Raw genomic sequence first — 21,697 nt, 5'->3', positions numbered from 1 at the left:
AACCGATCCCCAAAGTCCGTTCCGGAAGCGTTAACGCATGATTCCAGCGATTTTTGCACTTTTCAAGCCACAGACATGCAAAAAACGCATTGGATTATCTGCGTGTTCACCCGTAGATTGCCCTCACGAAATGAATAGGACGTATCGGCTGATGAATGCGCCACCATGCAGTTGATCATTCGATACATCCCATGCAAACCGACACGTCAAACCAGCTAACTATTCCGACAAGGAATATCTCGGTGAGAACATGCCGGTTAACTGAAATAGACGCCGAACAATCGGCCGGTTTGAAATAGGTGATGAAATGATCGTAACCAAAATCTTTGCTTTCCTTCGCGCTCTGCGCGTTCAGTACCAGACCCAGAGCGCGCTGCGGAAACTCGACCCGCGCGAACTGGCAGACATCGGTCTGAACCGCGACATGATCGACGATGTAGCACACCGTGTTGCTTTCGGTCGCTAAGCCACGACCGTAGCGTCCATGAAAAAACCCCGACAGAGCTTCTGTCGGGGTTTTTTCTTTGTCCGCATGTCACCTTTGCCAACCTTGTGCCCGCGCAACCTGCCATGCATCTCTGTATCAGTTGGCAAAAAGCGCCTTGTGTTCCTCGCGCAGGACATTCTTCTGAACCTTGCCCATCGCATTGCGCGGCAACTCATCGACAAAGAAAACGCGCTTGGGCACCTTGAAGTTGGCCAGTTGCGATTTGATATCGGCAATGACACCCTCTTCGCTTAGTGCCCCTTTTGCTTCCGGCACGATCACGGCAACAACGGCCTCGCCAAAATCAGGGTGTTGCACGCCGATCACGGCACTTTCAACAACACCATCCATCTTGTCGATCAGGGTTTCAATTTCCTTCGGATAAACATTGAACCCGCCGGAAATCACCAGATCCTTGGCCCGACCGACAATATGGACATATCCCTTGGCATCAATCTTGGCGATATCGCCGGTAATGAAGAACCCGTCTTCGCGGAATTCCTCGGCGGTTTTTTCGGGCATTTCCCAGTAACCGGCAAAAACGTTCGGGCCGCGGGCTTCCAGAACACCGATCTCATCCGTCCCCAGAACTTTACCGTCCTCATCGCATACACGCACATCAACATCAGGCAGTGCTGGCCCCACGGTATGAACAATACGTTCGCCATTCAGCGGATTGGACGTTGCCATCCCCATTTCGGTCATGCCGTACCGCTCCAGCAGCGCCTTGCCCGTGCGCGCCTTGAAAGCGGTAAAGGTCTCTGGCAGAAGCGGCGCAGAGCCGGAGATGAACAACCGCATGTTTGCCGTCACATCAGCATTGAAGTCATCGCCTGACAGCAAACGAACATAGAAGGTCGGAACCCCCATCATCACAGTACTGCGCGGCAAAAGCGCCATCACCTGATCACGATCAAACTTCGGCAGGAAGAACATCTTCGAACCCGACAACATCACGCAATGACAGGCAATAAACAGCCCGTGCGTGTGGAAGATCGGCAAGGCATGAAGCAGCGTATCATCCCCCTTGAACCCCCAAAGCTTCTCAAGCGTTGATGCGTTGGACCACAGGTTCATCTGGGTCATCATCGCGCCCTTGGGCTTACCGGTCGTGCCTGACGTGTAAAGAATGGCCGCCAATTCATCGTCATCACAGGCAACCGGTGCAAAGTCGGCGGATTGCGAAGCGGCCCCGTCTATCAGACTACCTTCGCCTTCCATGCCCAATGTCAGAACATGCGCCACACCTTGCTCGCTTGCAATTGCCTTGACCTCATCCTCGCGATGGGGCTGGCAAACGAAGATCACCGGCGACGCGTTATCCATGAAATAAGCCAGCTCGCCCGCCTGATACGCGGTATTAAGCGGCAGATAAACAAGCCCCGCACGGATGCAACCAAGATAAAGAAACAGTGCTTCGGGGGATTTATCGACCTGAACAGCAACCCGATCACCCTTTTTCGCCCCAAGCGACGTCAACAGACCCGCAATCCGGGCTGATGCGCTATCTGCATCGCCATAGCTATAGGTTTTGCCACCGGGCGTCTCAATCAGTACCGCAGACAGGTCTGCCGGAAACCGGTCACGGATGCGCATGAATAGGCTGTTGGTCACTTTACTGCTTCCCCGAAGATTTAGATTTGACCGGCAGGTTTCCCTGCCGGTCTTTCGTGCGGGCAGCATAGCGCAATCAACCATTATAGGTAAACAAGTACCTTTTTACCGTAATGGTCAATTTTGTCCTTTGATCAGACTGTGTTTGCCTGAAAGACCTTAGTCCAGTGCGACAGAAGGAAATTCACCGTCGACATAGGGGAATGCTTCACCCACTGTCACCTGGACCTCGGGATGGAAACCATTGAAATGGGTGGCCAGCGCATTGCTGTACGCCCCGATATGCCCGAACTCGATCCAGTCGCCTTCACGGATATCCGCGGGCAGCGTCACGGTTGCGGGCAAGACATCCATATTGTCACAAGTCGGGCCATAGATCGTGAAGTCCATGGTTTCTTCCGGATCGAAATCACCCTCAATGCGCAACGGACGCACCGGATAGCGCAACTGGCCGGTCACGGTTTCCGAAAGGCTGCCATAAACGCCGTCATTGATGAACAATGTATCTTCCTTGCGCAGGTGAACCTGCGTGATCAGGGAAATACCACTCGATACCAGCGCCCTGCCCGGTTCACACATATAGGTGGTATCGGGCATATCAAGCCAGCGGATGCAATCCTTGATCTCGTCCATGAATTCTTCAAGGCTGGCACCGCGCTGGTTCATGTACTGGCCGGGGAACCCGCCGCCAACGTCGATATGCTTGACCTTCACACCCGAAAAATCAACGACCTGTCGGATAAGTTCGACTGCAATCCGGTAACCGGTCGGTGTCGTGCATTGCGAACCGACATGGAAACAAAGCCCGGCATGGTAGCCATACTCATCAACCTTTTTCAGAAGCTCGGCCGCCACCATCGGACGCGCACCAAACTTGGCTGACAGGTTATAGGTCGCCCCGGCTGGCGGGGTCGCAAGACGAACATGGATGACCAGGTTCGTGTCGCCTTCGGTTTCTTCGCGGATTTTCTCAAGCTCTTCGACGGTATCGATCACATAATGGTCAATCCCGAACACCCGATAAGCATTGCGGATTGCATCACGGCTTTTGACCGGATGCATGAAGTAGGCCTTCATCCCCGGGAATTGGCGACGCACGATAGAGATTTCCTCGGGCGAAGCGGTATCAAAGTGACGCACACCGCCTTCGTGAAGATATCGCATGACCTCCGGATGCGGATTGCATTTCACCGCATAAAGGACGTCTCCCGGGAACATTTCGACAAAGCGCTGCGCTGTTTCTCGAAGAATATTGGGTCTGAGGCAATACACCGGATAGGAAGGTTTGAGTTCCTTAACAACATCGAACGTCGTATCGAAATGACGTGGCACAATATACTCCATCGTTTACGAATATCAGGCGCCCAGACACGTACCGCCGCCGGGCTGGCCTTTTAACCTGCCAAGGTTAACAGCCCTTTTGCTCCCTGTCATGCGACTTGGATGTGCGCGACACCGATTAGGGTACTAATTGCGCTTGATATTGCATCGCCCTGTCGATAATTTGGTAAACCAATACCAAATAACCAATATCGTGCGCCCCACGCGTTTTGCCGCATACGCACGTCAACCCACAGGGAGCCTGAAATGCCCATCGATCCGATCCTTGATCCGACCATTCTGGCCAAGGAACTGTCCGGCTATCATCTGATCAACGGAAAACTTGTCGCCCCGAAAAACGGCAAAACCTTTGATGTACTCAACCCTGCAACGGGCAAGGTCATCGGTCAGGCTGCCGACGGTGACGCCGACGATGTCGCGACTGCGGTCGCCGCTGCCAAGGCTGCGCAAAAAGACTGGGCAGAACGCCCAGCCCGTGAACGCGGCAAGCTGCTGGCCGAATGCGGTCGTATTCTGATGTCCCATTCCGAAGAACTCGGTCGTCTGGTCGCCCTGGAATCGGGCAAGGCCCTTCGCACCGAAAGCCGGGTCGAAGCATCGGTTCTGGCCGATATGTTCGTCTTCTTTGGTGGTCTGGCATCCGAGCTCAAGGGCGAAACGGTCCCGTTCAACCCGAACATGATGACCCTGACCACCCGCGAGGCCGTTGGTGTTGTCGGTGCAATCATTCCGTGGAACGTGCCGATGATGCTGATGGCGATCAAGGTCGCCCCGGCTCTGGTTGCCGGTAACGCTGTTGTCGTCAAATCCGCCGAAGACACCCCGCTTGCCGTTCTACGCGTGTGTCAGATCATGCAGGAAGTCCTCCCGGCTGGCGTCTTTAACATCATTTCTGGCTTTGGCCCGTCATGCGGTGGCCCACTGGTCGAACACAAGGATGTCAAAAAGGTTTCCTTCACCGGATCGGTTGAGACCGGCCGCACGGTATATCGCGCCGCTGCCGAAAAACTCATTCCGGTGACCCTGGAGCTTGGCGGCAAATCCCCAATGATCGTCATGGATGATGCCGACCTTGATAAGGCGATTGCCGGTGCCATTGGCGGCATGCGCTTCACCCGTCAGGGACAGAGTTGCACGGCGGCGTCACGGATGTTGGTGCATGAAAGCCTGCATGACGAATTCGTCAAACGCCTGATTGATAAGGTCAACAGCCTCAAAATGGGTGACCCGCTTGATGAAGAAACCGACATCGGCACGATCATCAACCGCAAACAGTTCGACAAGGTCTGCGGCTATATCGAAATCGGTGAAAAAGAAGGTGCAACCAAGAACGAACTCAGCGCCCTGCCAACCGACAGCGGCTTGTCAGACGGCCTGTTTGTTCGCCCGGTGATCTTCACCAATGTCGATCCGAACGCGCGTATCGCCCGTGAAGAAATCTTTGGCCCTGTCGCCTGTGTGTTTAAGTTCAAAACGTTTGAAGAGGCCCTTGAACTTGCCAATGACAGTGACTTTGGTCTGGCCGCAACCGTCTGGACAACCGACCTTAAAACCGCACTGGTCGCGACCAAGCGCCTTGAAGCCGGCTTTGTTCAGGTCAACCAGAACCTGGTCGTTCAGCCGAACCTGTCCTATGGCGGCATCAAGCTTTCCGGTCTTGGCAAGGAAGCATCGCTTGAAAGCATGCTGGAACACTTCACCTACAAGAAGACCGTTATTCTGAACATGGAATAACAGGCCAAGCCGCTAAACAAGACGGACATCAAGGAACCGGGTTGCAAGGCACGCAACCCGGTTTTTCTTTTTCCGGTGCTTGACCTCGCGTGCGCAATCCGCAAAAGTGCCTTTCTCAAACACATTGAAACCCGGAAAGTACATGGCTATGTCTGCAGCTACTGACATCCTCGCATCACACTCCCGCCCGACGCTTCGTGCCGGTGTGATCGCCATGATTATGGGTATATCCGACCTGCGAATGTGATCCCTGTCGTCTGCGGATGACAGGTCCGGTTTAATACCGCAATTCAAGCCACAAGATAGTATTATTGCCATCACATCACGGAGTTGATGGCCGCAGGAGCACGGAAATCATGACTGTTTCCTATCACGATATTGTTCGCGCATCGGGCTTGCTCGAAGGCATTGTCGCGAAAACGCCACTGGTCAAATCCCTAACACTTTCAAATATTTGCCAGGCAGACGTTTATCTTAAACTTGAAAACCAGCAGTACACCGCGTCTTTCAAGGAGCGCGGCGCATATGTCAAACTGGCAAGCCTGACACCAGAAGAACGCGAAAAAGGTGTTATCGCCGTATCGGCAGGCAACCACGCGCAGGGTGTGGCCTATAACGCCAAGCGCCTTGGTATTCCCGCCACCATCGTGATGCCCAAAAACACCCCCTACACCAAGGTTCATCACACACGCTCCCACGGTGCTGAAGTGGTTCTTACGGGCAATGTTTTTGCTGAAAGCCTCGAGGCCGCTGGTCGCATTCAAAAGGAACGTGGCCTGACATTTGTTCACCCGTTTGATGATCCGCACATTATCGCTGGCCAAGGCACCGTTGGGCTGGAGATTCTCAATGAAAACACCGACATCGACACCATCGTTGTGCCGATTGGCGGTGGTGGCTTGGCATCAGGCGTTGCAACCGCGATCAAAGCCCGTCGCCCGGACATCGACCTGATCGGTGTTGAGACCAAACTGTATCCTTGCATGTATGAAGGTATTCACGGTGACGATTTCACCGGCGGTGGCGTCACCATTGCCGAAGGCATTGCTGTTAAACAGCCCGGCGGCCTGACGCTTGAAATCTGTAAGGAAAAGCTCGATGACGTCGTTCTGGTCGAGGAAAGCTCGATCGAACGTTCCATCCAGATGCTGATCGAGATCGAAAAAAGCGTCGTCGAAGGCGCTGGTGCTGCCCCGCTTGCCGCCCTGCTCGACCATCCGGATCGTTTCAAGGGCAAAAAGGTCTGCCTGATTGTCAGTGGTGGCAATATCGACACACGCCTGCTGGCACAGGTTCTGATGCGCGGCATGGCGCGCGAAGGCCGCCTTGTTCGCGTTCGCATTGAAATCCCGGATGTCCCGGGTGCCTTGTCCACCATCAGCGCCTTGATTGGCGAAGAAGACGCCAACATTATCGAGGTCTATCACCAACGCCACTTCTATGATGTCCCGGCCAAACAGACCGATGTCGATATGGTTCTTGAAGTCCGTGACACCCAACACGGTCAGGATGTAATTGATCGCCTGATCAAGGAAGGTTTTGGTGGACGGTTGCTTGGCAACACATCACTCGACTGATTGCTTCTGCGCGAAACCAAAAAAGGCCGCGGCGAAATGCCAGCGGCCTTTTTTGGTTTCCGGGTGCCATTTAGTACCGCGACGGCGCCTTAGTCGCCCAAGGCGCGATACCGGCCACCATAATACAGCAGCGGCGCACCAGTTTCGCCCATCACCAGTTCACGGACATGGCCAACGATGATGCTGTGATCCCCGCCTTCATGCAAGGCGTGGCGCTCGCAGGTAAATGCGGCAACGCTACCTTTCAGGCGTGGCATTCCAAGGCTGTCATCCTCATATGCAACCTTATCCCAGCCATCCTGTCCCGGGGCGGAAAACAGCTCGGAAGCATGTTTCTGGCTCTGGCTCAGGATATTGATGCAAAACCGTGTCGCTTCGCCGGTAAACAGCGCATGCGTCGCGGCACGATGATCAACGGAGAATAAAACCAGCGCCGGATCAAGCGATACGGAGGCAAAGCTGTTAATGGTGATGCCCGCTTTTGCACCGTCGGCGGCACGGGTCGTTACGACGGCCACACCGGTTGTGAACTGCCCAAGGCAATCGCGAAAATCACGCGGAGAGAAAGACATATTTAAGAATGCTCTTGTGTACTAAGTCTGATGGCTGAGACACCCCGTATACAGGGCTTGGGGAAAATGGCGTCTAATCACCGCGCTGTCAAACCTAACTCGCGGCTAATTTAAACGCGATGTTAATAAGATTAAAACTTAATTAGAGCATATAGATACCAGAAACACGTTCTGAACTACCGCAGAAGACAGATGTTTCGATGAACTCGGGGTTGTTCGTAAAGGTATCTGGCGTTGGGTAGCGGAGAAGAAAAAGAATGTTCTTGATCATTGGCTATGTTGTCGTAATCGGCTCGGTCCTGGGTGGCTATTTGCCGCATGGCGACTTTGGCATTCTCGTGCAACCGCTTGAAGTCTTGATTATTTTCGGCGCGGCCTTTGGGGCCTACTTGACGGCCAACCCGCTTGGCATTGTGAAAAAATCGTTCACATACACGCTGCGCTCCATGAAAGGCCCCAAGAAAAAGGCCGCGTATCTGGAACTTCTGATCTGCCTTTACGCTGTTTTCCGTCTGGCGAAATCCAAAGGCGACCTCGCCCTTGAAAGCCACGTTGAAAACCCGGAAAGCTCCAGTCTGTTTTCCAACTTCCCAACGCTGATGAAAGATCATCATGCAATGGAGTTCATGTGTGACTATCTGCGCCTGCTGACCCTTGGAACGACCAACTCCTATGAACTTGAAGCGGTGATGGATCAGGAACTTGAAACCCATCACGAAGAAGAGCACGCGGTTGCTTCTGCCGTGCAGACTGCCGGTGACGGTCTTCCTGCGCTTGGCATCGTTGCTGCTGTTCTCGGCGTTATTGTGACCATGAGTTCCGTGACAGAACCGCCTGAAATTCTTGGTGGCCTGATTGCCGCAGCACTTGTCGGCACCTTCCTTGGTATTCTTGGTGCATATGGTTTTGTCGGCCCGACCGCATCGATCATCAAGAACACAGTTGATTCAGACGGAAAGTACTATAGCTGCATCAAAGCCGCACTGATCGGCCATATGCAGGGATATGCCCCGCAGGTATCGGTTGAGTTCGCGCGTAAGACCCTCCCGCACAATGTTCGGCCCAGCTTCAAGGAACTCGACGAAGCGCTGCAAGACGCGCCCACAGCTTGATTCTGATATAAAGGCTCTGGTTTAGAGGACAGCGCTACATATGCCCGATATCGTTATAAAGAAGATCAAAAAAGGAGGACACGGGCATCACGGGGGTGCCTGGAAAGTTGCCTATGCCGACTTTGTGACGGCAATGATGGCGTTCTTCCTGCTGCTGTGGTTGCTCTCAAGTGCAACCGAGGAGCAGCTTCAGGGCGTTTCGATGTATTTTACGCCCGAAACGATATCGCAAAATGAATCCGGTTCTGGTGGCTTGCTCGGTGGTACCAGCCTAGCCGAAGAAGGTGCCATGCGCTCTGAATTTGGCTCGCCGACCATCAGCATGGATATTCCGCCGGTAGAAACACCAGAACAACGCGAAGCCATCCGGGTCGCCCAGATGGAAGAAGAAGAATTCAATGAAGCCCAGGAAGAGCTCCTTAAGGCAATCGAAGCCAATGAGGAACTTCAGGGCCTTGAAAAGAACATCCGCATCGAAAACACCGATGAAGGCCTTCGTATTCAGATCCTTGATGAAGATGGCACTGCCATGTTTCCGAGTGGCAGTGCAGCCATGGCGGAACATACCCGCCTTCTGTTGCAACAAGTCGCTGGCGTGATCGAAAACATGCCTCAGGACGTCTCGATCGAAGGCCACACAGATGCCGTGCCCTTCAACCGCTCCGATGGATACTCCAACTGGGAACTTTCCGCCGATCGCGCGTTGGCGACACGCCGTGCGCTCGAAGATTTGGGGCTTGAAACTGCCCGCTTTGCGAAGGTCGCAGGTCTGGCCGATACCGACCCGCTCCTGCCGGATGCCCCGGAAAATGAAAGCAACCGCCGCATCTCGATTACATTGCTGCGTGGCACCGGCGAGCGATCAGCTCTCGAAGGTGATGCACCGGATGGACAGACTGCCCCAGAAAGTGCGGCCCCTGCTGCGCCAACGTCACAACCGGCACAGGAAGAAAACCAGCGCCGCCCGACTTTCTCTGTGCCCTCACAGCGGTAATCTCGGAAGCAGCATCAAAATTCAGTGCCCTTTTGAAGAGCAGGCCTTTAAACTGTCACATACAACACTTAATCTCATAGAATAGTTCTCTTTGATGTGACCCGGACTGATCGGACCTGATGACAGTTAACCAGCGGCGCCTGACCCAGCATTATTTTATGACCGCACCGATGCCGTGCCCCTACCTGCCCGGCCGGTTCGAGCGCAAGCTGGTCACCGAACTGCGTGGCCCCGAAGCCAACAACGTCCACGATCTGTTGTCGCGTGCCGGGTTCCGTCGCAGTCACTCGATTGCCTATCTGCCTGCTTGCAGCGATTGCAATGCCTGTATTCCGGTGCGTGTCCGGTGCGATGGGTTTAATCCCGGCAAGTCATTCCGGCGCATCAAGAATAGAAACAGCGACCTTGTTCGCACCGTGGTGCCGCCAACCGCGACACAGGAACAATATCACCTCTTTAGCACCTATCAGGATGCCCGCCACGGCAATGGCGACATGGCGCGCATGGATGCCCGTGATTACCGTGCAATGATTGAAGACAGCACGGTGGAAACCTCGATCTTTGAATACCGCCGCGCCGATGACAGCCTGATTGCCGTTGCACTGGTTGATATTCTGGCCGACGGTCTGTCGGCGGTGTACAGCTTCTTCGATCCCGAAGAAGAACGCCGTGGACTGGGCACCTACATCATTCTTGATCTGATCGACGAAGCCAGGATGCTGTCCCTTCCGCATATCTATCTGGGCTACTGGATCGGCGACTGTCGCAAGATGTCCTATAAAATGCGCTTCCAACCGCTTGAAGGTTTCCGGGATGGCCAGTGGGTCTCAATGGAAGACGCTGAATAAGCTTCGAAAGACCACGCTCCGCACCAATTTGGTGAACCACTTTCCCCAATTAGACTAAAGTTCAACACAACAACTCGATCGTCGGTTGCCTGCCCGTAAAGACGCATATAAGCTGCGTTTCATAGCTGATAGTCCAGCTTATACTGAAAAATCATGAGCTTGCATCTTTGGGAGGTTGTAACCAATGAAACGTCGTCAATTTCTTTCCGGCGCTGCCGTAGCAGGTGCGACTGCTGCTGCCGCGTCAACTTTCGCCAAACCGGCAATTGCCCAGGACGTGCGTGAGTGGCGCCTTATCACCACTTGGCCGAAAAACTTCCCGGGCCTTGGCACCGGTGCGAACCTTCTTGCTGAATACATCACCAAGGCATCCGAAGGTCGTTTGAAAGTGACCGTTTTCGGCGCTGGTGAAATTGTTCCGGCATTCGAAGCCGTCGATGCTGTCGGCAACGGCACGGTCGAAATGGGTCACGGCGCACCTTACTACTGGAAAGGTAAGGTTGATGCGACCCAGTATATCGCGGCAATGCCGTTTGGTCTGAACGCGCAGGAACAGAATGCATGGTTCCAGTGGGGCGGCGGTCAGGAACTGGCTGACAAAGTCTATGCAGAACTGAACTGTAAGTTCTTCCCGTCGGGCAACACCGGCACCCAGATGGGCGGCTGGTTCAACAAGGAAATGAATACCATTGATGACTATAAAGGTCTGAAAATGCGTATTCCGGGTCTTGGTGGCGAAGTTGTCAAAGCCGCCGGCGCAAACGTTGTGAACCTTCCGGGTGGCGAAATTCCGCCGGCACTTCAGTCGGGCGCGATTGACGCAACCGAGTGGGTTGGTCCTTACAACGATCTGGCATTCGGCCTCTATAAATCGGCCAAATACTACTACTACCCGGGCTGGCACGAGCCGGCGACCGTTCTCGACAACTTCATCAACCTTGATGCGTGGAATGCGCTTCCGGATGATCTGAAGGCCATCGTCGAGCAGGCAAACCGTGCAGTTAACCAGATGGTTCTGTCCGAGTTCACCGCGCGTAACGTTCAGGCGCTTGATACCCTGCGTAACAAGCACGGCGTTGATGTTCGTCCGTTCTCTGACGACATTCTCACCAACCTTGGCAAACTGTCCGGTGAAGTTCTGCGTGACCTTGTTTCGTCGAACCCGCTGTCACAGGAAGTTTTCGAAAGCCTGATTTCCTTCCGTACCCAGTCGATCGCTTGGTCGAAATTCTCGGAATCGGCATTCGCACAGGCACGTGTCCTGCCGTTCAAATACTAAGTTCTCCGTCCACCGGAAAACGACAAAGGGCTGGCATCTGCCAGCCCTTTTTGTTTGCCCTGCCCTAACCGGCTGAACGCCAGACAAAAAAAGGCACCCAAACGGGTGCCTTTTTCTTTGATGAAATGTATGTCGCATTGCTTAGAACAGAATGCTCGGCAACCAGGTCGCAAGCCACGGGAAGGCTGCCACAAGGCACAGGCCAAGCATCTGAATGACCACGAACGGGATGATACCGCGATAGATATCAAGCGTCTTGATCGCCGCCGGGGCCACACCACGCAGGTAGAACAGCGCGAAGCCAAATGGCGGTGTCAGGAAGCTGGTCTGCAGGTTGATTGCAATCATCACACCCAGCCAGACCGGATCGATATCAAGCTTCAGCAGGATCGGACCGACAATCGGGATCACAACGAAAACAATTTCGATGAAATCAAGGAAGAAGCCCATGAAGAACATAAGCAACATCACGACCAGCATCGCACTGAATACACCACCCGGCAGGTTGTGCAGCAATTCCTCGACCAGATGATCACCACCCAGACCACGGAACACCAGCGAGAACACTGATGCACCCAGCAGGATGACAAACACCATCGCGCTGACCTGAACCGTCTGGCGTACAACATGACGCATGACCGGCATATCCAGGCGCTTGTAGAACGCTGCCAGAATGGTCGCACCAACAGAACCAAACGCTGCGGATTCCGTCGGGGTTGCAATCCCGGTCAGGATGGAGCCCAGAACCGCAACAATCAGCAATGCCGGTGGCAGCAAGGCACGAAGAACTTCGCCCCAAAGGCCTTCGGGACGTTTTCCTTCCACCAGCGACGGGGCCGAATTCGGATCGATCAGTGATTTGATAATGATCCAGCCGATATAAAGCCCGACAAGCATCAGCCCCGGAATGAACGCACCGGCAAACAGATCCATCACCGAAATCGGTTCCGGTGCCCAGTTACCCAGCGAACGCTGCGCTTCGGCATAGGCCCCCTGCAGGATATCCCCCAGCAGAACCAGAACGATTGACGGCGGAATGATCTGACCAAGCGTACCCGATGCACAAATCACACCGGTCGACAGCTTCGGATCATAGCCAGCTTTCTGCATTGCCGGCAGGCTGAGCAAGCCCATGGTAACAACCGTTGCACCGACAATACCGGTGGATGCGGCCAGCAACATGCCAACGATCACCACCGAAATGCCAAGACCGCCACGCATGGTGCCAAACAGCATGCCCATGGTGGTCAGAAGCTTCTCGGCGATACGCGCACGTTCGAGCATCACGCCCATGAAGACGAACAGCGGGATCGCAACGTAAAGCTCGTTGGTCATCACACCGAAATAGCGTGACGGCAAGGAGCCAAGAAGTGGCATATCGAAAGTGCCCATGGCATTGCCGATAAGCGCAAAAGCAAGACCGGTGCCCGCAAGCGAGAAAGCAACCGGAAAACCGAGAAGAAGCACGCCGCACGCAACGGCGAACATCACCAGGCTAAGAATTTCCCCCGTCATCAAACGCCCTCGTGCTCTTCTTCTTGAATTTCATATTCTTTGTGACCGGTCAGGACCAGGATGCTGCGCGCTGCCAAAGACAGCCCCTGCAGCAGCATCAGGACACAAAAGATCAGGATCACGGATTTATACAGGAACAACCCCGGCAGCCCGCCAGTTTCGTGCGAGCCTTCCAGACGATGCCAGCTGGTGGCAACATAGGGATAACTGTACATCAGCATCATGATGATCACCGGCGTCAACAGGAACAGGGACCCGAACAGGTCGACCCATGCCTTGTAACGCGCAGATGCCGGACGATAAAAAACGTCAACACGCACGTGGCCACCGTGCAGCAGCGTATAACCGGCGCCAACCATGAACATGATGCCATACAACCACATATAGCTTTCCTGCATCGACACCCAGCCGACAGAGAAGCCATAGCGCAGCGTTGCCACCAAAAACGTGATAACCACCATCGGGATCACCAGCCAGGCCACTCCGCGTCCAATCCAGTCATTAAGACTGTCGATAGCGCGAACGAAATTTCCGAGAAATCTCACTTTCCACTCCCAAGCCCTTTTTGAATCTCACAGGAAAATTGCGGGCTTCCTGTTTAATAGTGGGGGAAGTTACATATTAACCACCGAAAACGCTATATATTTTGCACCGAATTCCTTCCATTTCTGCCGAGAAATGCAACAAGTGGTAGCCCGTGCATCAATTTTCGCCATCTCGACAAAGAAAAAGCCGGATGGCTTGGTACCATCCGGCTTCTGCAAACATATTGTAGCGCGTGTTATTCAAACTTGTTTGACCGTGGGAAACCGTTCGGCGGCAAACGCCCTGCCCCGGCACGTTTACCAATCCATTCGGTCAGTTCGGTCACGTTACGGGTACGACCTTCGCTGCCGCCCATGGTCCAGCTCAGACCGTCTTCAAGGTTAAACAGCATCAGATCAGACAAACCGCCCTGCCGATATTTTTGCAGGATCACGCCACGCCCACGTGTCATTTCCGGGATTTCGGAAACCGGATAAATCAGCAGTTTGCGATTATCACCCAGCACAGCGACATGATCTTTCTCGACGGGCTGGAAGATTTTCGCAACTTCACCAGCACCAAGGTTCAGTACCTGTTTGCCGTTCTTGGTCTGCGCAACCACTTCTTTTTCCGCGACCTGGAAACCGCGCCCGCCGGAACTTGCCACCAGCAAGTTGCGTCCGTCCTTGTGAACGACCATCGAGACGATGTCATGTTCCTGTGGCAGATCAATCGAAAGACGGATCGGCTCACCATGGCCACGGCCACCCGGAAGCTTGTCGCACGACATGGTATAGCAACGCCCGGCCGTCGACAGGATCAGAAGCTTGTCTGTCGTAAAGGCTTTCAACGCAAAGCGATGCTCATCACCATCCTTGAATTTAAGGTCGCTGACATCGGCAACATGCCCCTTAAGCGCACGAACCCAACCCATTTTCGAACAGATCACCGTAATCGGCTCACGTTCGATCAGGGCTTCCAGCGGCACTTCGATTTCTTCCGGTGCATCGCCAATCTCGGTACGGCGTTTGCCAATGGCGGTCTTTTTGCCAAAGTTTTCACGCATGACCTCGATTTCGTCGCGGATTTTTTCCCAACGCATGCTTTCGCTGGCAAGAAGCGCCTCAAGACCCTGCTTTTCTTCGGTCAGTTTGGCGTGCTCGTTCTTGATTTCCATCTCTTCGAGCTTGCGCAAAGACCGCAGACGCATATTGAGGATCGCATCCGCCTGCACTTCCGTCAGGTCAAACGCCTTCATCAACGCGTTTTTCGGCTCATCCTCATAACGGATGATCCGGATCACCTCATCAAGGTTGAGATAGGCAACAAGATAGCCTTCCAACACTTCAAGACGATGATTGATCTTGGCCAAGCGATGATTGGAACGACGGATCAGAACGTCCTGACGGTGCGCAAGGAAGGCACGCAGCACTTCACGCAGGTTCATCACCCGCGGCGTGTTGTCGCCATCCAGAACGTTCATGTTCAAACCAAACCGGATTTCCAGTTCAGTGTTTTTGAACAGCATCTCCATCAGATGTTCCGGCTCGACCGCACGGGTGCGCGGTTCCAGAACCAGACGAATGATATCGGTCGACTCATCGCGTACATCGTTCAGAAGCGGCAGTTTCTTTGCCACCATCAGATCGGCGATACGTTCAACCAGCTTGGCTTTCTGAACCTGATAGGGAATTTCGGTGATCACTACCTGATACAGACCGTGGCTCAGCTTTTCGACTTCCCATTTTGCCCGCAGACGGAACGATCCACGACCCGTGGCATAGGCTTCCAGAATATTTTCACGCGGTTCGACCAGAACACCACCGGTCGGGAAATCCGGGCCCGGTACACAGCGCGCAAGCTGCGCAATCGAAGTTTCCGGATCATCAATGAGCTTGATCAGACCAGCACACAATTCGCCGACATTGTGCGGCGGAATGTTGGTTGCCATACCCACGGCAATGCCGGCCGCGCCATTGGCCAGAAGGTTCGGGAAGGCTGCCGGCATGACAACCGGTTCCTGTTCCTCACCATCATAGGTCGGGCGGAAATCGACGGCATCCTCGTCAAGGCCATCCATCAGGGCGGCGGCAATCGCCGTCATGCGGGCTTCGGTGTAACGCATCGCAGCGGCGTTATCGCCGTCAATGTTGCCAAAGTTTCCCTGACCATCGACCAGCGGGTAACGCACCGCAAAATCCTGCGCCAGACGGACAAGCGCGTCATAAACAGACTGATCACCATGCGGGTGATATTTACCAATCACGTCACCGACAACACGCGCACATTTCTTGAACCCCTGCTCCGGGTTCAGCTTAAGCTGACGCATGGCGTAAAGAAGACGGCGATGCACAGGCTTGAGGCCATCGCGCACATCAGGCAGGGAACGCGACATAATGGTCGACATCGCATAGGCGAGATAACGTTCGCTCAGCGCGTCGGCAAGTCGGGTTTCCCGGATTTGTCCGGAACCGGCCGGATCGGAAGTCTTGGTGCTCATGAACGATTTTTCTTGTTGCTTGTCAAAATGGACATGTGCAAGTGCGTTCGGACCCGAACACCTTACGTTATTGGCAACATACTACGCCGGGCATGGTCTTGGTCAACATATGGCGCACAAATTGCCGAATTTATTTTTCTTCACCAATATCTGTGCGCCAAGCATGACTGACAAGTCGGTCACGCGCCGCCACCGGTTTGATGCCCTTTGCCTCGAAAATATCACGGTGAATGAAAAATCCGGTCAGTTTCAGGCCATCGCGAAACTGTTCGCTCAAAGAAATGGTCTGGCGCGATGACGCAGCCCGCCCGCCTGCCAGAAAGGCCGGCAATGGCAATAACCGGTCGCGATAGGCATTCCCGGACGCTTCCCCGACAGCACGCCCGCTTTTGGGCGAGACGAAGGCTAGGTTTTCTGTTTCATCGGTCGCCGCACAGCGATCCAGTGCCAAGCCATATCCCAGTTCTTCAAGCAACCCGACTTCCCAGCGGATATAGGATGGCAGCCATTGCTCGGTCTTGAGCGCGCCAAGCAGCGCGACGGTTCCGCGATACAGGTCGGGATGGGCTTCACGTTCGGGCAGTGTCGCATCGAGCATGGCACAGGCCGAACTCATCGCCATCAACGGCCCGGCCTGTAACAGCAGGTCTGCGGCATGTGCCCCGGTCAGTTCGCAACGGAATTGCCCAAGATGTTCTGCCAGACGCGCGGACCACCCCACCCGGATCTCATTGCCGGGTTCAAGGGTTCCGCGCATGGATTTGCTGGTTGCACCCCGCACCAATCCGGCATGGCGGCCATAATCGCGGGTCAAAACAGAAAGACGGACCGAGCTTTCACCAAGCTTGCGTGTTGAAAGAACAATGCCATCATCCCGCCAATCCATTAGCGCGCCTTAGAAAAAACCACTGGGTACGATCAGACGGGTTACCAGGAAAAAGAACCCAAGCAGACAGGAAGCAAGGCTAAACAAGGCAATGCCGAACACCACCTTGCGCAGGATCGGACGGTTCGGGATGTCTTCAATGGCATCCGATAGCGGGTCAGTCGAATCATTACTCATCAGCCGGGGCCTCCACCCGTCATGCGCCAGAACAGGCCCAGCACAAAAACGGCAATTGCAACAAGAAGCGCAACCAGATTAAGCGGTTTGTGCAGAAACGATTTTTCGCGTTGCACGGATGCGCCGGAATTGCGGTTCCGAAATGGTCGTCTGGCAACGCGCGCAACAATCATTGCGGCGGCAGCGCCGACAACGATCATGACTATTCCCCAGACGGATCCGATTTCCATTAACTACCCGGCACTTTATGGTCACTTGATAGGCGGCCAACAACGTAGTTAGGCGTTGTGGTCAAGGCCCCACATGGCAAAGCGATTGGGATCATCACCCCAGTTTTCACGCACCTTCACAAACAGGAACAGATGTACGCGGCGCTCGAAAATGGCTTCAAGTTCCTTGCGGGCATCACTGCCCAAGGCCTTGATACGCTTACCACCTTTGCCAAGAATGATTGCCTTCTGGCCCTCACGCTCAACAAAAATTGTCTGTTCAAGCTTTACCGACCCATCCTTGCGTTCTTCCCAAAGCTCGGTCTCGACCGTCGCAGAATACGGAAGTTCCTGCTGAAGCTGATAATAAAGCTTCTCACGGGTGATCTCGGCTGCCAGCAACCGCAATGGCATGTCCGAAACATCATCTTCCGGGAACATCCAAGGGCCATCGGGCATCTTCGCAGCAAGAAAGTTCACCAGATCCTGCGTCCCGGCACCCTTTTTGGCCGAAATCATGAAGACATCGGTAAAGACGTCATGCGCAAACAGATCTTGTGACAGACGCAGAAGCTTTTCCTTGTCTGCAACCTTGTCGACCTTGTTCAGCGCCAGGATTGCCTTGCGACCTTGCTCTTTGAGCTGATTGATGATGGCAAGATCCTCGTCGGTGATGCCACTTCCGGCATCAATCACCAGAACAACAAGGTCTGCATCATCCGCACCGTTCCAGGCAGCTTTGACCATTGCACGGTCAAGGCGGCGTTTGGGGGCAAAGATACCCGGGGTATCAATGAAAACAATCTGCGCGTCTTCGGTCATGACAATACCGCGCACGCGCGTTCGGGTTGTCTGGACCTTGGGCGAGACAATCGACACTTTCGTGCCAACCAGCTGGTTCAAAAGCGTTGATTTGCCAGCATTCGGTGCACCAACGAGGGCCACAAAGCCGCAACGTTGCTGATAAGGTAATCTGTCTTCGGCCACCGGTGTGGGAACCTCATTCATCACTAAGTTTTTCCAACATCAATTTGGCGGCGAGTTGCTCCGCCTCGCGTTTCGATTTGCCTTCCGCACTGACACTATCGCCGTCACCGGTCGTCAGTTCGATGGTAAATAGCGGCGCGTGGGCCGGGCCTTCACGCCCGACCATCTCATATTTCGGCAGCGGCTTGCCCCGCCCTTGCAGCCATTCCTGAAGCTGCGTCTTGGCATCCTGTGGCGGCTTGTTGGCTTCATCCAAAAGCGGCGTCCACAGCTTTTCAATGAAACGCCGTGCAGGTTCAAGCCCGCCATCCAGATAGAGTGCGGCAATCACCGCCTCCATGCAATCAGATAAAATAGCCGGATTTGTATCGGCACCTGCTGCACGCTCGCCCTTGGCCATCTGGATATGTTCACCCAGTTTGATCTGCTCGGCCACACGTGCAAGGGTCTCGCGGCGTACCAGTGCAACGAACCGTTTGGCCATCGCCCCTTCGCGCTCGCGCCCGAACCGGGTATAGAGCATCTCGGCCACAACAAGACCCAGCACACGATCGCCAAGGAACTCAAGGCGCTCGTTGCCGCCACTCAGCATATCCTTGCCCTTGGCCGCACTGCGATGGGTCAGTGCCACACGCAGAAGGTCCGGGTCGGAAAAACCGTGATCAATCTCGGCGATCACCGGCAGGCCGTCACTCATCAGTTAATCCCCTGAAACAGGCGATCAAAGCGGATGCTGCCAAGGTCATAGACCGGCTGCGAGCTGTCCTTGGAATAGAACAGGAATTCTGCACGCCCGACCAGGTTTTCAATCGGCACAAAGCGGAACCGTGACGGGAAGGCCCGGCTATCGGCCGAGTTATCCCGGTTGTCACCCATCATGAAGAAATGGCCGTCCGGCACAGTAAAGGCCTCGGTATTGTCACTCGGCCCCTGATCACCAAACATCTCCAGGATGCGATGCACCCGGCCATTGGGCAGGGTTTCGATATATTGCGGAACAGCGGCTGAACGCCCACCACCATCGGTCAGGATGTAATCCTCGATCCGCTCGCGCTCGATCATCTTGTTGTTGATGTAAAGACGGCCCTCTTTGACCTGAACAGTGTCACCGGGCAGGCCAATGACGCGCTTGATGTAATCCTGCGACGTATCAGACGGCAGCTTGAACACCACGACATCGCCGCGTTCCGGTTCGCTCTCGAATACGCGGCCCGGAATGATCGGCAGGCTGAACGGCATGCTGTGCTTCGAATATCCATAGGAGAATTTCGACACAAACAGGTAATCACCGACCAGCAAGGTCGGGATCATGGAGCCAGACGGAATATTGAACGGTTCGAACGCAAAGGTCCGCACCATCAGTGCAATCAAAATAGCCCAGAAAACGGTCTTCAAGGTGTCGAGCAGGCCACCCGTTTTCTTTTTCTGCACAAGTTTTTCCATTCCGTGTTCAACCAATCAATTTTTTTCAATCTGCCGAAATCACCACGACCGCATTGGCCAGCGGATATTCGTCCGTCAGGGTTACATACACAGAGGCAGTTTTCCCGTCCGGCGTCAATTCTTTAAGTCTTTTCTGCGCGCCGTCAATCAGCACCATATCCGGCTTTCCGCTGGGCTGATGTACCACACCCATGGTGTTATGATAAACACCACGACGAAATCCCGTCCCCAACGCCTTCGAACAGGCTTCCTTGGCAGCAAACGCCATGGCAAGCGACGAGGCAGTCCGATGCGGCTTGCGTGTGGCACGCGCTATCTCGATATCGGTATAGACGCGCTTCATGAAACGCTCGCCATGGCGTTCAAGTGTCGCTTCTATACGACGGATATCGCATAAATCCGTGCCAATCCCAATGATCATTTACGCATAACCTGGTTGCGTGCGTGCTTCATCCATTAAACGGCGCATTTCTGCAATTGCGGCTTCCAGTCCGACAAACACCGCCTCGCCGATCAGGAAATGGCCGATATTAAGCTCGGCGATCTCCGGCATGGCGGCAATCGGCTGGACGGTTTCGAAGTTCAGGCCATGTCCGGCATGAACCTCAAGCCCGATCCCTGCCCCATATTGCACGGCCTGTCGGATACGGTCCAGTTCGCGCGCGCGATCCTCGGCGGTTTCGGCATCACAATAGGCCCCGGTATGGATCTCCACCACCGGAGCGCCAAGGCTTTTGGCGGCATCAAGCTGCGCTTTGGATGCTTCGATAAACAGCGACACACGAGAACCGGCATCCCCAAGTTCGGAGACAAAGCGTTTCAGGTGATTATGCCCGCCAGCTACATCAAGCCCGCCCTCGGTGGTGCGTTCTTCGCGCTTTTCGGGCACAAGGCACACGGCATGTGGCTTGGTTTCAAGGGCAATCGCCAGCATCTCATCGGTTGCCGCCATCTCGAAATTCAGCGGCAGGTCAACCTCTTCGCGCAGCCTTTTCATATCTGCATCGCGGATATGACGACGATCTTCGCGCAGGTGGGCTGTGATGCCATCCGCACCGGCTGCCTTTGCAAGTGCCGCCGCACGGACCGGATCGGGAAGATCCCCGCCGCGTGCGTTTCGAATGGTCGCAACATGGTCAATATTGACCCCGAGGCGCAATTTCGAACTCATGGTGTTTCATCCTGCTTTTTGGTGGCGTGCTTTGCGGCGGACCCGATCTTTTCCTTGGCATGTTCCAGCATCGGACCAAGACCATGACGCTCGGTCTTTTTCATCCGACGCAAGATACGATTATGGCGATAAATCACCACAGCGCGCCGGATCGGGAAGTAAAACAGCATCCAGACAACAATCGTTGTCGGAATACAGCCAACCACCATCGGCCAGATGATATCAACAATGCTGGCCCAGAGTTGCGACAGGGCTTCGTGGTCGGCAACATCCCAATTGCCAAAGATCAGCCCTCCACCGACATAATTCAGGCCCAGAACAACAAATTCCCACAGCACGGCCATATCGAAATGGACCGTAGAACTGCTTGAATGCGCGCCAAGGATCCAGTTGCCACAGGTATAAAGCCAAAGCCAGATAAACGGAAATGTCCACGGGTTTCCGACCACGGTCCCCAGAATGGATGCAACGACGTTGCTCCGCGTCAAAAGGCTCAGCAGTGTCGAAATTATAAAGTGAAAACCGATGAAGGGCGTGAAAGACACCGCCGCCCCAATGGCAAAACCCGATGCGATGCTATAGGGCGACCCGGGCAAACGCGCGACGCGATGCGCAAAATATTGCGACGAACGGCGCCATCCGCCGCGCGGCCAGACCACGTTGCGTACACGCTGAAGGGAAGATGGTTTGCTGCGGCGCCGAAACATGCGGGATCAGTTCTGGATC

Annotated in this window: 22 protein-coding genes; 7 read left to right on the top strand and 15 right to left on the bottom strand. The window is 54.5% G+C overall.

Features of this window, described 5'->3' with window-relative positions; genetic code table 11:
* Positions 1 to 307 precede the first annotated feature (307 nt).
* Complete coding sequence (locus HED22_RS01280; RefSeq protein ID WP_167718073.1) at positions 308 to 466, top strand: DUF1127 domain-containing protein; 159 nt, start codon at positions 308 to 310, stop codon at positions 464 to 466.
* 117 nt (positions 467 to 583) lie between these two features.
* Here the strand turns inward: HED22_RS01280 and HED22_RS01275 are convergent, their stop codons facing one another.
* Together HED22_RS01275 and HED22_RS01270 are read right to left on the bottom strand one after the other, a co-directional pair.
* Positions 584 to 2,101 (bottom strand): malonyl-CoA synthase, encoded by a 1,518-nt coding sequence (locus HED22_RS01275; protein WP_167718071.1) that lies wholly within the window; start codon positions 2,099 to 2,101, stop codon positions 584 to 586.
* A 159-nt stretch (positions 2,102 to 2,260) separates the two neighbouring features.
* Complete coding sequence (locus HED22_RS01270; protein WP_167718069.1) at positions 2,261 to 3,433, bottom strand: type III PLP-dependent enzyme; 1,173 nt, start codon at positions 3,431 to 3,433, stop codon at positions 2,261 to 2,263.
* Positions 3,434 to 3,688: 255 nt separating this feature from the next.
* On the opposite strand from HED22_RS01270, the gene HED22_RS01265 reads away from it, so the two are divergent.
* The gene (locus HED22_RS01265; RefSeq protein WP_167718067.1) at positions 3,689 to 5,176 is read left to right on the top strand and encodes an aldehyde dehydrogenase family protein; all 1,488 of its coding nucleotides are present in this window, start codon (positions 3,689 to 3,691) and stop codon (positions 5,174 to 5,176) included.
* 356 nt (positions 5,177 to 5,532) lie between these two features.
* The gene (locus HED22_RS01260) at positions 5,533 to 6,753 is read left to right on the top strand and encodes a threonine ammonia-lyase (protein WP_167718065.1); all 1,221 of its coding nucleotides are present in this window, start codon (positions 5,533 to 5,535) and stop codon (positions 6,751 to 6,753) included.
* 89 nt (positions 6,754 to 6,842) lie between these two features.
* Here the strand turns inward: HED22_RS01260 and HED22_RS01255 are convergent, their stop codons facing one another.
* Positions 6,843 to 7,325: a flavin reductase family protein gene (locus HED22_RS01255; protein ID WP_167718063.1), complete on the bottom strand. Its 483-nt coding sequence runs from the start codon at positions 7,323 to 7,325 to the stop codon at positions 6,843 to 6,845.
* A 257-nt stretch (positions 7,326 to 7,582) separates the two neighbouring features.
* Here HED22_RS01255 and motA point away from each other — a divergent pair, with 257 nt between their 5' ends.
* From motA to HED22_RS01235, 4 genes are all read left to right on the top strand, one after another.
* Positions 7,583 to 8,437 (top strand): flagellar motor stator protein MotA, encoded by an 855-nt coding sequence (gene motA / locus HED22_RS01250; RefSeq protein WP_167718061.1) that lies wholly within the window; start codon positions 7,583 to 7,585, stop codon positions 8,435 to 8,437.
* Positions 8,438 to 8,477: 40 nt separating this feature from the next.
* On the top strand, positions 8,478 to 9,431 hold the full coding sequence (locus tag HED22_RS01245; protein ID WP_167718058.1) for a flagellar motor protein MotB: 954 nt from the start codon (positions 8,478 to 8,480) through the stop codon (positions 9,429 to 9,431).
* Positions 9,432 to 9,550: 119 nt separating this feature from the next.
* On the top strand, positions 9,551 to 10,279 hold the full coding sequence (locus HED22_RS01240) for an arginyltransferase (protein WP_167718056.1): 729 nt from the start codon (positions 9,551 to 9,553) through the stop codon (positions 10,277 to 10,279).
* Between the two features lie 184 nt (positions 10,280 to 10,463).
* A complete protein-coding gene (locus HED22_RS01235) occupies positions 10,464 to 11,558 on the top strand; it encodes a TRAP transporter substrate-binding protein (RefSeq protein ID WP_167718054.1) in 1,095 nt (364 codons plus the stop codon).
* A 141-nt stretch (positions 11,559 to 11,699) separates the two neighbouring features.
* Here HED22_RS01235 and HED22_RS01230 read toward each other — a convergent pair whose 3' ends face one another.
* From HED22_RS01230 to HED22_RS01175, 12 genes are all read right to left on the bottom strand, one after another.
* Positions 11,700 to 13,073, bottom strand: a complete 1,374-nt coding sequence (locus tag HED22_RS01230) for a TRAP transporter large permease subunit (RefSeq protein WP_167718053.1) — start codon at positions 13,071 to 13,073, stop codon at positions 11,700 to 11,702.
* Positions 13,073 to 13,618: a TRAP transporter small permease subunit gene (locus HED22_RS01225; protein ID WP_167718051.1), complete on the bottom strand. Its 546-nt coding sequence runs from the start codon at positions 13,616 to 13,618 to the stop codon at positions 13,073 to 13,075. Before HED22_RS01225 ends, HED22_RS01230 begins: the two co-directional genes overlap by 1 nt.
* A 236-nt stretch (positions 13,619 to 13,854) precedes the next feature.
* A complete protein-coding gene (parC, locus tag HED22_RS01220; RefSeq protein ID WP_167718049.1) occupies positions 13,855 to 16,098 on the bottom strand; it encodes a DNA topoisomerase IV subunit A in 2,244 nt (747 codons plus the stop codon).
* A 130-nt stretch (positions 16,099 to 16,228) separates the two neighbouring features.
* Positions 16,229 to 16,984, bottom strand: a complete 756-nt coding sequence (recO, locus tag HED22_RS01215; RefSeq protein WP_167718047.1) for a DNA repair protein RecO — start codon at positions 16,982 to 16,984, stop codon at positions 16,229 to 16,231.
* 9 nt (positions 16,985 to 16,993) lie between these two features.
* The gene (locus HED22_RS01210) at positions 16,994 to 17,161 is read right to left on the bottom strand and encodes a hypothetical protein (protein ID WP_167718045.1); all 168 of its coding nucleotides are present in this window, start codon (positions 17,159 to 17,161) and stop codon (positions 16,994 to 16,996) included.
* The gene (locus HED22_RS01205; protein WP_167718043.1) at positions 17,161 to 17,391 is read right to left on the bottom strand and encodes a hypothetical protein; all 231 of its coding nucleotides are present in this window, start codon (positions 17,389 to 17,391) and stop codon (positions 17,161 to 17,163) included. The genes HED22_RS01210 and HED22_RS01205 overlap by 1 nt, the downstream gene beginning before the upstream one ends.
* Positions 17,392 to 17,439: 48 nt before the next feature.
* Positions 17,440 to 18,378, bottom strand: a complete 939-nt coding sequence (era, locus tag HED22_RS01200) for a GTPase Era (RefSeq protein WP_167718041.1) — start codon at positions 18,376 to 18,378, stop codon at positions 17,440 to 17,442.
* Positions 18,371 to 19,054: a ribonuclease III gene (gene rnc, locus HED22_RS01195; RefSeq protein ID WP_167718039.1), complete on the bottom strand. Its 684-nt coding sequence runs from the start codon at positions 19,052 to 19,054 to the stop codon at positions 18,371 to 18,373. Before rnc ends, era begins: the two co-directional genes overlap by 8 nt.
* Positions 19,054 to 19,800, bottom strand: coding sequence for a signal peptidase I (gene lepB / locus HED22_RS01190; protein ID WP_167718037.1), 747 nt, complete (start codon positions 19,798 to 19,800; stop codon positions 19,054 to 19,056). Before lepB ends, rnc begins: the two co-directional genes overlap by 1 nt.
* A 25-nt stretch (positions 19,801 to 19,825) precedes the next feature.
* Positions 19,826 to 20,221 carry a holo-ACP synthase gene (acpS, locus tag HED22_RS01185; RefSeq protein WP_167718035.1) on the bottom strand — a complete coding sequence of 132 codons (396 nt, stop codon included), beginning with the start codon at positions 20,219 to 20,221 and terminating at the stop codon, positions 19,826 to 19,828.
* Positions 20,222 to 20,971, bottom strand: coding sequence for a pyridoxine 5'-phosphate synthase (locus HED22_RS01180; protein ID WP_167718033.1), 750 nt, complete (start codon positions 20,969 to 20,971; stop codon positions 20,222 to 20,224). It abuts the gene before it with no gap.
* The gene (locus tag HED22_RS01175) at positions 20,968 to 21,678 is read right to left on the bottom strand and encodes a DUF2062 domain-containing protein (protein ID WP_167718031.1); all 711 of its coding nucleotides are present in this window, start codon (positions 21,676 to 21,678) and stop codon (positions 20,968 to 20,970) included. The genes HED22_RS01180 and HED22_RS01175 overlap by 4 nt, the downstream gene beginning before the upstream one ends.
* Between the last annotated feature and the right edge of the window lie 19 nt (positions 21,679 to 21,697).

It is taken from the genome of Thalassospira sp. HF15, from assembly GCF_011806525.1.
GTDB lineage: Bacteria > Pseudomonadota > Alphaproteobacteria > Rhodospirillales > Thalassospiraceae > Thalassospira.
This window is presented reverse-complemented; position numbering and strand designations above follow the sequence as displayed.

Excerpts from the sequence above, each read along its gene's own strand:
- HED22_RS01280 (WP_167718073.1), top strand. The coding sequence starts at position 308 with ATGATCGTAACCAAAATCTTTGCTTTCCTTCGCGCTCTGCGCGTTCAG.
- HED22_RS01265 (WP_167718067.1), top strand. The coding sequence starts at position 3,689 with ATGCCCATCGATCCGATCCTTGATCCGACCATTCTGGCCAAGGAACTG.
- HED22_RS01260 (WP_167718065.1), top strand. The coding sequence starts at position 5,533 with ATGACTGTTTCCTATCACGATATTGTTCGCGCATCGGGCTTGCTCGAA.
- HED22_RS01255 (WP_167718063.1), bottom strand. The coding sequence starts at position 7,325 with ATGTCTTTCTCTCCGCGTGATTTTCGCGATTGCCTTGGGCAGTTCACA.
- motA (WP_167718061.1), top strand. The coding sequence starts at position 7,583 with ATGTTCTTGATCATTGGCTATGTTGTCGTAATCGGCTCGGTCCTGGGT.
- HED22_RS01245 (WP_167718058.1), top strand. The coding sequence starts at position 8,478 with ATGCCCGATATCGTTATAAAGAAGATCAAAAAAGGAGGACACGGGCAT.
- HED22_RS01240 (WP_167718056.1), top strand. The coding sequence starts at position 9,551 with ATGACAGTTAACCAGCGGCGCCTGACCCAGCATTATTTTATGACCGCA.
- HED22_RS01235 (WP_167718054.1), top strand. The coding sequence starts at position 10,464 with ATGAAACGTCGTCAATTTCTTTCCGGCGCTGCCGTAGCAGGTGCGACT.
- HED22_RS01230 (WP_167718053.1), bottom strand. The coding sequence starts at position 13,073 with ATGACGGGGGAAATTCTTAGCCTGGTGATGTTCGCCGTTGCGTGCGGC.
- parC (WP_167718049.1), bottom strand. The coding sequence starts at position 16,098 with ATGAGCACCAAGACTTCCGATCCGGCCGGTTCCGGACAAATCCGGGAA.
- recO (WP_167718047.1), bottom strand. The coding sequence starts at position 16,984 with ATGGATTGGCGGGATGATGGCATTGTTCTTTCAACACGCAAGCTTGGT.
- HED22_RS01210 (WP_167718045.1), bottom strand. The coding sequence starts at position 17,161 with ATGAGTAATGATTCGACTGACCCGCTATCGGATGCCATTGAAGACATC.
- HED22_RS01205 (WP_167718043.1), bottom strand. The coding sequence starts at position 17,391 with ATGGAAATCGGATCCGTCTGGGGAATAGTCATGATCGTTGTCGGCGCT.
- era (WP_167718041.1), bottom strand. The coding sequence starts at position 18,378 with ATGAATGAGGTTCCCACACCGGTGGCCGAAGACAGATTACCTTATCAG.
- rnc (WP_167718039.1), bottom strand. The coding sequence starts at position 19,054 with ATGAGTGACGGCCTGCCGGTGATCGCCGAGATTGATCACGGTTTTTCC.
- lepB (WP_167718037.1), bottom strand. The coding sequence starts at position 19,800 with ATGGAAAAACTTGTGCAGAAAAAGAAAACGGGTGGCCTGCTCGACACC.
- acpS (WP_167718035.1), bottom strand. The coding sequence starts at position 20,221 with ATGATCATTGGGATTGGCACGGATTTATGCGATATCCGTCGTATAGAA.
- HED22_RS01180 (WP_167718033.1), bottom strand. The coding sequence starts at position 20,971 with ATGAGTTCGAAATTGCGCCTCGGGGTCAATATTGACCATGTTGCGACC.
- HED22_RS01175 (WP_167718031.1), bottom strand. The coding sequence starts at position 21,678 with ATGTTTCGGCGCCGCAGCAAACCATCTTCCCTTCAGCGTGTACGCAAC.